The organism is Paenibacillus sp. Soil522, assembly GCF_001428245.1.
Classification (GTDB): domain Bacteria; phylum Bacillota; class Bacilli; order Paenibacillales; family Paenibacillaceae; genus Pristimantibacillus.
This window is the reverse complement of the sequence record NZ_LMRV01000065.1, coordinates 19,417-28,976: the sequence shown is the minus strand read 5'-3', so window position 1 is coordinate 28,976 and position 9,560 is coordinate 19,417. Positions and strand designations below refer to the sequence as shown.

The 9,560-nt window shown below is 47.6% G+C and carries 7 protein-coding genes, 4 tRNA genes, 2 pseudogenes and 1 riboswitch; of the genes and pseudogenes, 11 read left to right on the top strand and 2 right to left on the bottom strand.

All coding sequences use genetic code 11. The annotated features are described in order from the left end of the window. Window positions 1-226: 226 nt before the first annotated feature. The 5 genes from ASG81_RS21085 (at window position 227) to ASG81_RS21065 (ending at window position 1,277) form a co-directional block, all read left to right on the top strand. A tRNA-Met gene (locus tag ASG81_RS21085) sits at window positions 227-303 on the top strand. A 35-nt stretch (window positions 304-338) separates the two neighbouring features. Next, window positions 339-415, top strand: a tRNA-Asp gene (locus ASG81_RS21080). Between the two features lie 29 nt (window positions 416-444). Continuing rightward, window positions 445-519: transfer RNA gene (locus ASG81_RS21075), tRNA-Gln, on the top strand. Between the two features lie 7 nt (window positions 520-526). Further along, window positions 527-601, top strand: a tRNA-Gly gene (locus tag ASG81_RS21070). Window positions 602-683: 82 nt separating this feature from the next. Further along, on the top strand, window positions 684-1,277 hold the full coding sequence (locus ASG81_RS21065; protein WP_056638832.1) for an AAA family ATPase: 594 nt from the start codon (window positions 684-686) through the stop codon (window positions 1,275-1,277). A gap of 12 nt (window positions 1,278-1,289) precedes the next feature. Here ASG81_RS21065 and ASG81_RS21060 read toward each other — a convergent pair whose 3' ends face one another. Further along, window positions 1,290-2,675: a DUF5808 domain-containing protein gene (locus tag ASG81_RS21060; protein WP_056638820.1), complete on the bottom strand. Its 1,386-nt coding sequence runs from the start codon at window positions 2,673-2,675 to the stop codon at window positions 1,290-1,292. Next, window positions 2,672-2,821: a hypothetical protein gene (locus ASG81_RS30130; RefSeq protein WP_200961567.1), complete on the bottom strand. Its 150-nt coding sequence runs from the start codon at window positions 2,819-2,821 to the stop codon at window positions 2,672-2,674. The genes ASG81_RS21060 and ASG81_RS30130 overlap by 4 nt, the downstream gene beginning before the upstream one ends. A 204-nt stretch (window positions 2,822-3,025) precedes the next feature. On the opposite strand from ASG81_RS30130, the gene ASG81_RS21055 reads away from it, so the two are divergent. The 6 genes and pseudogenes from ASG81_RS21055 (at window position 3,026) to ASG81_RS33740 (ending at window position 9,543) form a co-directional block, all read left to right on the top strand. Further along, entirely contained in the window at window positions 3,026-4,021 is a 996-nt protein-coding gene (locus ASG81_RS21055; protein WP_056638829.1) for a Gfo/Idh/MocA family protein, read from the top strand. A gap of 263 nt (window positions 4,022-4,284) precedes the next feature. Continuing rightward, a pseudogene (locus ASG81_RS21050) lies at window positions 4,285-5,365 on the top strand (RtcB family protein); the annotation flags it as partial. A 198-nt stretch (window positions 5,366-5,563) separates the two neighbouring features. Continuing rightward, on the top strand, window positions 5,564-6,406 hold the full coding sequence (locus ASG81_RS21045; RefSeq protein ID WP_155971750.1) for a nucleotidyltransferase domain-containing protein: 843 nt from the start codon (window positions 5,564-5,566) through the stop codon (window positions 6,404-6,406). Window positions 6,407-6,467: 61 nt separating this feature from the next. Continuing rightward, window positions 6,468-6,553, top strand: a riboswitch (cyclic di-GMP riboswitch). A gap of 83 nt (window positions 6,554-6,636) precedes the next feature. Further along, complete coding sequence (locus ASG81_RS21040; protein ID WP_056638813.1) at window positions 6,637-7,842, top strand: PAS domain-containing protein; 1,206 nt, start codon at window positions 6,637-6,639, stop codon at window positions 7,840-7,842. A 15-nt stretch (window positions 7,843-7,857) separates the two neighbouring features. Beyond that, window positions 7,858-9,015: pseudogene (locus ASG81_RS21035) on the top strand (putative bifunctional diguanylate cyclase/phosphodiesterase); the annotation flags it as partial. 57 nt (window positions 9,016-9,072) lie between these two features. Further along, window positions 9,073-9,543, top strand: a complete 471-nt coding sequence (locus tag ASG81_RS33740) for a PilZ domain-containing protein (RefSeq protein WP_327205183.1) — start codon at window positions 9,073-9,075, stop codon at window positions 9,541-9,543. Window positions 9,544-9,560: the final 17 nt, after the last annotated feature.

The window sequence follows — 9,560 nt, the reverse complement described above, 5'->3', positions numbered from 1 at the left end:
GGTGGAAGCACAGCAATGTGTGGAGCTGACGAATACTAATCGGTCGAGGGCTTATCCTAAAACGTTTGCCAGGACCCATACATCCGGCAGACAGCAGCTAAAAAGGTTTCAGCAAACCTAACTTTCGTATCCAGTTTTCAGGGCGCAATTTGCCAATGCATGCATTGGTATACGACCCACATAAGTGGTGTCTGCGTTTTCTGTAAATAGCATAAGTAATAAATGACGCGGGGTGGAGCAGCCCGGTAGCTCGTCGGGCTCATAACCCGAAGGCCGCAGGTTCAAATCCTGCCCCCGCAACCAAAGTTTCACCTTCGGATTTATCCGAGCTTACATATGGAGCTGTGGTGTAGTGGCCCAACATGCCTGCCTGTCACGCAGGAGACCGCGGGTTCGAATCCCGTCAGCTCCGCCACTTAAACAAAAATAAATTCAAATATATGTTGGGGATTAGCCAAGCGGTAAGGCAACGGACTTTGACTCCGTCATTCTCAGGTTCGATCCCTGAATCCCCAGCCATTTATACGCGGAAGTGGCTCAGCGGTAGAGCATCGCCTTGCCAAGGCGAGGGTCGCGGGTTCGATTCCCGTCTTCCGCTCCAATATTTCACATCCAAACACCTTGCGCTGCGAGGTGTTTTTTTGTTATGAATAAGAGGATAACGAATGATGAGGGAGGCAGCCATGCGTAAATTAATATTTTTTGTAGGTGGAGCAGGAGCAGGTAAGACGACGTTAGCGAAGGCTTTGGCGAAGAGACGGAGTGTAGCCATACTCGATATGGATACGGTGTTGAGGCCGGCTGCGGTTGCGCTTATGACACAGGCGGGACTCGATCCGAGCGACCGGGACTCCAGCGTCTACAAAACGCTCTGCCGCGATCTAGGCTACCGCATTACGATGGATGCCGCACTCGAGAACATTGCTATTGGCGGGGATATTTTTGTAATTGGACCCTTTACAAAGGAAACAGAGACCCCGGATTGGATCGAGCAGGAGCTCTCGTCAATCGGGGCCTCGTTAGTTGATGTTGATGTGAAGGTTGTATTCGTTTATCTTCGGGATGACAAGCTCCATTACGAGCGAATTGTGCAAAGAGGCTCTGTTCTTGACCAGTATAAGCTGGACAACTGGAACGATTTTAGCCGCTCGCTGGAGAAGAGAGAGCTGAAATGGCGCATCCCCGCGTCCTCTGTGCTTTATTTTGATAACTCTCAAGGTCTGGATGAGCAATCGTTAGCATCGCTGGAGCAGTTCGTCTACGGAGGCGCCTCCTAAATCGCTGCGCGGCTATTTCGACTTACGAGCAGTTAGTTCAGTGAAGAGAGCTTTCGTCTTGGCGGTGTCTTTTTCATTGAAAATAACGTACAAGTCATCTAATTGGATGAATATGTACGGCGGTGAATTTTTGAATACATAGAGCTTGGAGGCTCCCAGCTTTTCTAACGAGAAATTGCCTCTGGCATACTCGGACGTGGCCATGCCATTCGTTCTAAAGCCGCTAGGGAGCTCCGCTTCCAGCTTTATTTCTTTCACATTGCTCATATTGAAGCTGTAATCGTACAGCGGATAATCGATGGAGACGATGCCTCTCTCCTCAATCGTTAGAGCTGGAGACGTATGGTCGGACTGTGCGGCAAAAGCAGCAAGTGGGATGATGACCGCAATAGCAAGCACGATCCCACCGTATTGAATCCATTTTCCGCCTCTCGTGGCCATATTGACGGTTGTTCCGATTCCAATGCGCCTAGAAACCATGACGGCTTTATCATTCGGGTTAAAATAGGTGGAGCCGTTGATCCAGTATCCGTCATCATCGGTCGGAATGCCTTTGCCGTCCGTCTCTGCAAGACTTTCCTCTAAAGCGCGCACCTTGTTATGTACGAAGAAGATGCTGCCAAGCGGTACAAGGGAAACCATCACGATGCCAATAATCCATTGCGTAAAGCTGAGTATACTTCCCTTTGTCAAGATCATATAAGCAACCAGCGCGTTAATGCTCTCGAAAGCGGCAAGGATAGGCCATAGGATGGACCAATAGCGACGCGCTGCACAGTCGATAGCAGCATTGATGTCGGTGTTTTCGCTGTATACCTTCGTCTTCATTTTGCCAAAAGCGGAGTAAATGACGTATAGGATGACGGTCATCGCGAGTGAAGCGAATCCGGTCATTTTTAAGAGCACATCTGTGTTCTTGAAAGAGAGGAGGATCGGGACGACGGATAGGAGAGCGGGAATTAAAAACCAATAGGGGGAAGCGAGCTTCGATTTTTTTAAGAGCGCTACTTTGGTGTCGATGCGAATGATTCGTTTTTCTCCGACAAACCATTCGTTTTCTCGTTTAAGCGCAGTCGCTTTATGGTGGATTTTGTTGAAGGGAAGCTTTGACGTATAGAGGAACGCAGCAAACCAAAGAAACATATACATAAGCGCTAATGAGAAATATTGACCAAGCAAGAAGAACGGAGTTAAGGTAATCAGCGTTATGAACCCATAGATGGTGTACAATTTTTTGTATTCGGATTGAAGCTGCTTAATAGAAGCATCCTCCAGGGCATGCGCAGGAAGGATTACACCAAACAAAATATGGTTGCTCGGCTTTGCTTGCTTCAGAAACATGAGAAGAATAAAGATATAAGCGATTACGGCTGGAATGATCAAAAAAAGATTGTTCATGAAAAGCCTCCTATACTGGTAGGGGATGATGTTTGCTGCAATTTCTCGCCGTATTCAAGTCCGCCTACGCCAATTCCGATGACGATTTGGTTGCGGAGCTGCACGTAGATCGGTATATCGCTGTTGTAATCAAGCTTCATAATCATCGGATCACCCCTTAAAGCAAAGTATTATTTGTATCGCATATGGTAATACATAAAGGGCATATTGTCAAAAATCCGAGCGGGATATTTTGGACAGGTTGTCCCTGGAATGACTATAATAAGCAGAAACGGATTTTCCCATCCATTGTTAAATGACATAAGGCATTTACCCAAAAACAACCTCAAGGAGAAACAATTATGACTACGATTATACGATTCGGCATTATAGGCACGAACTGGATTACGGAGAGATTTATCGATGCGGCACGCGAGGTTGAGGGCTTTGCGCTATCGGCCGTCTATTCGCGTTCGGCAGAAACAGGTGATGCTTTCGCAGCGAAGCACGGCATTGCTGCTGTTTTTACGGACCTGGATGAGATGGCGGCCAGCGGCCTCATTGATGCCGTCTATATTGCAAGTCCTAATTCCTTTCACGCGGGCCAGGCTATCGCTTGCATGAATCATGGCATTCATGTGCTGTGCGAGAAACCTATCGCTTCGAACGCATATGAATTTAGACAGATGATTGCGGCTGCTAAGGAAAACGGCGTGTTATTGATGGAGGCGCTAAAGTCGACGCTGCTTCCTGGCTTTAAGGCGGTCCAGGACAACATTCAGAAGCTGGGAACGGTTCGGCGCTATTTTGCGAGCTACTGCCAGTACTCCTCTAGATACGATGCTTATAAGGCAGGAACGGTGCTTAACGCCTTTAACCCGGTGTTCTCGAACGGCGCGCTAATGGATCTGGGCATTTATTGCGTATACCCGCTTGTGGCGTTATTCGGCAAGCCCGAGGCGATTAAAGCAACCGGCGTTATGCTGGAATCCGGCGTTGATGGCGAAGGCAGCATCGTACTGCAATATGCGGGCATGGATGCGGTCATTATGTATTCGAAAATTACCCACTCCTCGCTGCCCTCCGAAATTCAAGGGGAGAACGGAAGCATTGTGATCGATAAGATTAGCGAAGCCGAAAAGATTGAAATTCAATACCGTACCGGAACGGTAGAAGATATTTCGCGGGAGACTAGCAGCAAATCCATGTATTACGAGGCTAAAGAATTTATCGATTTGATAAAAGCTGGACGCACCGAATCATCGGTTAATACGTTTGAAATTTCGCTCGCGACGTTGGAAATTATGGATGAGGCGAGAAAGCAGATCGGACTCGTATATCCAGCGGATGCCGTAGAAGCGAAATAAGGGTGCATTTTAATATATAGGTTGACAAATGCTGGGTGATCGGATTATTATGATGTAAATCAAATGAAGGGAGGCCGATGAATATGTTCCATCCTAATTTACAGATTAACGCAGCTTCATATAGTAAGTCCATATCATCGGCCTCTGCGGGCCTGTGATTGTTTTCTAAGATTTTGCATGCTGAATGCTGCGATGCTTAGGAAATATAGGCGCAAGTAAAGCCATGGACAGCAAGATGTCCATGGCTTTTTTGTGTTCATTTTGAAAAATATTTGCCGGTCGAGGAGCATGCAAGAGGACATTTCTCGGATATTCGACTGGAGCATGTCGTGAAGAAGGGCTTGCACGGCTTGCCGAAAAAATATATTCCCGATGCCTACACACCGCGCAAGGCCAGCTCCTTAACGCATGTGGAAAGCAGCCGCTTTTATTTCGATGAGGAAGTGCTGAATAAGTTTCCTGAAGTAATCTGGCATCGCTCGCATCGCCAGCTTGGCACGCTTGGCGGCGGCAATCATTTTGCCTGAGATCCAAGCGATCGAAATTGCAGAGGAAAATCGTGAAATCGCGGAGGCATGGGGGCTATTTGATGGCCAGATCGTCATTATGATTCATTCCGGCTCCCGCGCTTGGGGCGGTGCGGTCAGTCAATATTGCGGTACCGATATCGCGAAAATGATGCGTCATGAGGGAATGGGCACCGCTGATCCTAAGCTGCTATACGCCCCGCTCTCGCACCCGCTCGGGCAAACCTACGTGAATCTGATGTACTCGGCATTAAATTATGCGGTCGTGAACCGTCACTTGATAGCTTATGCGGTTCGGGAGGCCGGCAAGGATGTGTTCGGCCCGAAATTCGAGATGCGGACGCTGTATGACCTTATGCATAACTATGCGTGGGAGGAAGAGCACGATGGGCATGCGTACTTCGTCCATCGGAAGGGTGCGACTAGAGCGCTTCCGGCAGGACATCCCGATAATCCGGAGCCTTATCGCAGCACGGGGCATCCCGCGCTTATACCGGGCTCTATGGGATCAGCTTCGTATATCATGGTCGGCAGTGCTGAAGGAAAAGCGAATTATTATTCCATCTGCCATGGAGCAGGACGAATCCGCTCCCGCAATGCAACGAAGCAGCTGGTGACGGCAGAAGAGGTCGCTGCGGCGATGCGGATAGGGACGGCTGAAGAGATCGTCGTGAATCAGCGTTTGCTTGAATCGCTTATCGACGAATCTCCTCAAGCTTATAAGGACGTCGATCAAATCATAGAGAGCGTCGCAGGAGCGGGGCTCGCGCAGGTTGTTGCGAAATGTAAACCGCTTGCCACTGTAAAGGGAACATAAATAAAGGGATAGAGGAGGTTCGAACAGAATGCTTATGAATAATCTGGAAGTGCAGCCATTCAAAAACAATGAACGATTTAACCCGCACTCATACAAAAGCAAATATTATTGTTTATCGGACCTATCCGTTGGTGTTTGAAGGGAAGCGTATGCAGGCTTAACATTAGCCGCATCGCTGTCTAATCCAAATGCCTGACCATGGACGATTATGTCCATGGTCTTTTTTTTATTAGCAAGATACTTAAAGGAGTGATCAAATTGACCAACATACGAGCTGATATTTTACTGGAGCTGGATAAAATCGAGCAGGAGGAGCAGGTACGCATCCTCTATGCCTGCGAATCGGGAAGCCGGGCGTGGGGCTTTCCGTCCAAGGACAGCGATTATGACGTACGCTTCATCTACGTCAGGCCGGTGGAATGGTATTTATCCATTTTTAATAAAAGAGACGTTATCGAGCGGCCCATCAGCAATCTGCTCGATATTAACGGCTGGGATTTAAGGAAAGCACTGAACCTGTTTCGTAAATCGAATCCGCCGCTGCTTGAATGGCTGCAATCACCGATTCCGTATTACACGAAATATTCGGTCGCGAAGCAAATCCGCAGCATTTCTCCGTTAACCTTTTCACCTAAGTCATGCATGTACCATTATCTCAATATGGCGAAGGGAAACTACAGAGATTATCTGCAAGGCGAGCAAGTGAAGATCAAGAAATACTTCTACGTGCTTAGGCCGATTTTGGCTTGTGGCTGGATTGAGACTTATCATACGATGCCGCCGATTGAATTCGGCCGTTTGGTAGAAGCGCTCATTCCGGAAGGAAGCGGCCTGCGGATGACAATCGAGCAACTTCTGCAGCGCAAGAAAGCGGGCGAGGAGCTGAATTACGAGCCGAAGCTTCACCCTATTAATGATTATTTGGAGGAGCGAATCGCTCATTTCGAACGAACAGCCTTGGCGCTGGGAATAGGAGCAGGTGCGCAGGATGAACAGCTCGACGGCCTGTTCCGCAGCGCTTTACATGAGGTATGGGGTTAATTTGATATTTTAATATGGTATATATCGGAATTCTATGAAATAATCATATAAGTAAAAAGTCCTAGTAAAATAGCAAAGTTGTCGAAAGACAATGACGCAAAGCCAACGGGCCTAAAGGGAGTTTCCAAAGGTGGCTGGGTTGCCAAAAGGATGAGTGATAAACGCTTATATCCTCTTCCTCAACTCTTCTAGTTACCGCATAAGCTATACATAGGAAGGGATATTAAGCGATGGAACAAAATATTACGCGTGGTAAAGGCAACGGCAACAGCTTTGACATTGTTCAAAAAATAGATAATCTTGGCTACTGGGAATTCGACCATGCCCGCAATCAAGCGGCATGGTCGAATCAAATGTTCCGTATTTACGGATTGAACTCCGACTTCTCGATGAAGCAGGATGACTTCTTTAACCTCGTTCATCCCGAGGATCGCGAACGAGTCAAGCGGCAATTTTACATAGCGGTAGAATCAAAAACGGAGTGCGCGCAAGAATATCGCATTATTCGCCCAAACGGGGAAGTAAGGTATGTGGTCGAGCATATTACTTTTAAATTTGATATGGGAAATGAAATTACGCTGACCATAGGCACGATTCAGGATGTAACCGAAAATAAAAATTTGCAGCATCGTCTGACTGTCGAGGAGCAGCATTATAAATCCATATTCGAAAATAATCCGGACGCGGTCTTTTCATTGGACGTAAACGGCCGTTTTTTGTCATGCAATTCAGCTCTTGAGCAAATGTTCGGTTATTCAAGAGACGAAATCATAGCAGGTCATTTCGATCACTTTGTGCATGCAGAATGCTTGGGTAGAACGAATCATTTTTTTGAAGAAACGGTCAGGACGCTTACGCCCCAAAACTTTGATACGACGGGCATTACGAAAAACGGGCAAACGATCGAGGTTAATGTGACCAACATCCCGATCATCATTAATCATGAGCTTATCGGTGTTTATGGGATTGCCAAAGATATTACGCAGAAAAATAGAATTGAACAATCTCTGAGGGAAGCGGAGCTTAAATATCGCAGTATCATAGAGCAGTCTATCGTCGGCATATTTGTTGCGCAGAAGAACAGCTTCGTCTACACGAATGAGCAGCTGGATAAAATGCTGGGATACGAATCGCTAATCGGCATAGATGTCGCAGATGCGCTGCATATCGATGAGCGGGAAGCGGTCGTTAGTCAAGTTATGCTGTTAACGGAAGGGGAGTCGCTGCCCAATTTTTGCCACCGGGCGATCAAGCGTGACGGAACCGTTATCCATTGCGAGGTGCATTACAATCGAGTATCTCATCTGGGGGAAACAGCGATCATAGGCATCGTCCTGGATATCACGGAACGGAGCAAGGCGCAGGAATTAAATCAGTATTTAGCGTACCATGATTACTTAACCGAATTGCCAAACCGGAGGTTGTTCGAGGAGTAGCTCGAAAAGCAGCTAAAGGTGACCGATTGTTTTAACCAGAAGCTGGCGGTTGTGCTCATTGACCTCGACCGGTTCAAGCATGTAAATGATACGCTCGGGCATCCGATAGGCGATGCGCTGCTGAAACAAATCGCCGTCAGACTGATGAGCATTCTAAGTGACGGGAAAGCGGCCTATCGGATTGGCGGGGACGAGTTTTCTGTTATAATAACGAATGTGCAGCAGCAGAGCGAGGTGATGGACTTCGCTGACCATATTATTAAGCTGATTAAAGAGCAATTTATTATAGAAGGGTTTGAGCTGAATATAACGGCAAGCATTGGAATCAGCCAATCGCCTGAGGATGGCAGCACGGTGGAGTCCTTGATGAAAAACGCCGATGCAGCTCTTTATTTTGCTAAATCCAAAGGCAGAGACCAGTCTCAGTTCTACTCCTCTTCGCTCAATGTGCAATCATTTAAATTTTTTTCGCTCAGCAACGACCTGCGCAAAGCGCTCGAAAAAGACGAGCTGTTCCTGCATTATATGCCCCGCGTACAAGCGCAAACGATGGAAATCGTCGGCGTAGAGGCGCTGCTGCGCTGGAATCATCCGGATTGGGGGCAGGTGTCGCCGGCAGAATTTATTCCGATCGCGGAGGAAACGGGGCTCATCGTTCCGATAGGAGAATGGGTGCTGCGGGAAGCCTGCATGCAAAGCAGGCGATGGCACAGTATGGGCTTGCCTCCTATAACAGTGTCGGTTAACTTTTCGGTGCAGCAGCTGCTGCAGCGAAATATATTGCAGACGATTGACCGAATTGTCGGGGAGACCGGCCTACCGCCGGAGCGATTGGAAATCGAAATAACGGAAAGCTCTTTTATCAGCAACGAGAAGGTCGTAACTGAGCTGCTGCTTGAGCTGAAGAAGCGAAAGATTAAAGTATCGCTCGATGATTTTGGAACAGGCTATTCCTCACTTTATTTATTGAAGCGTTTAGCGCTCGACACGATCAAAATCGACCGGTCGTTTGTTGAAGAGATGATGACGGAGTCAAGCAATAGGAGCATAGTGGAGTGCATTATTCGATTAGCCGGGGAGCTCAAGATGCAGGTGGTTGCCGAGGGCGTTGAGAACAAGGAGCAGTTCGATTATTTGCGGGAGCAGCGCTGCGATGAAATTCAAGGCTATTATTTTAGCCGTCCCGTAGAGCCTGAAAGCATCGTTCAATTGTTGAGCAAAAGACCGTTTATGGAGCCCGCCTCGCTTCGGCGAAGCAAAGAGCCGGCCGTTAACCGGAGACAAAATTTTCGAATCGACCTTACTCATTGTCTTTTGGCTGAGATGACCATTACGATGTTTAAGGGCAGGAGCATTAGGCTCGGCAGCACGGAGGTGTTTGTTCGAAATATCGGTCCGGGCGGCCTCCGGTTTATGGTAGGCGTTAAGCTGCCCGTTAACAGCGACATTTTGCTGAAGTTCAAGACCCGGATGGATAATCAAATGTATGTGTTATACGGCTTTATCGTTTGGTACAATGAACTCGACAACGATATTCATGAATACGGCGTGCAATTTCAATGGAGTGAACAGGAGAATGATGAGCTTGTCAATGCGCTTCATATACTCGACACTCGGCAGCGCGACGGCATTCCGCCTCAAACTCAAATTTACGTGGGCGATCCGATGCTCCGGATAAAGGAATTGAAAAAGATTAATTAATAATACATAGCGTGTTG

Excerpts from the sequence above, each read along its gene's own strand:
- ASG81_RS21045 (WP_155971750.1), top strand. The coding sequence starts at position 5,564 with ATGGACGATTATGTCCATGGTCTTTTTTTTATTAGCAAGATACTTAAA.
- ASG81_RS21065 (WP_056638832.1), top strand. The coding sequence starts at position 684 with ATGCGTAAATTAATATTTTTTGTAGGTGGAGCAGGAGCAGGTAAGACG.
- ASG81_RS30130 (WP_200961567.1), bottom strand. The coding sequence starts at position 2,821 with ATGATTATGAAGCTTGATTACAACAGCGATATACCGATCTACGTGCAG.
- ASG81_RS21060 (WP_056638820.1), bottom strand. The coding sequence starts at position 2,675 with ATGAACAATCTTTTTTTGATCATTCCAGCCGTAATCGCTTATATCTTT.
- ASG81_RS21040 (WP_056638813.1), top strand. The coding sequence starts at position 6,637 with ATGGAACAAAATATTACGCGTGGTAAAGGCAACGGCAACAGCTTTGAC.
- ASG81_RS33740 (WP_327205183.1), top strand. The coding sequence starts at position 9,073 with ATGGAGCCCGCCTCGCTTCGGCGAAGCAAAGAGCCGGCCGTTAACCGG.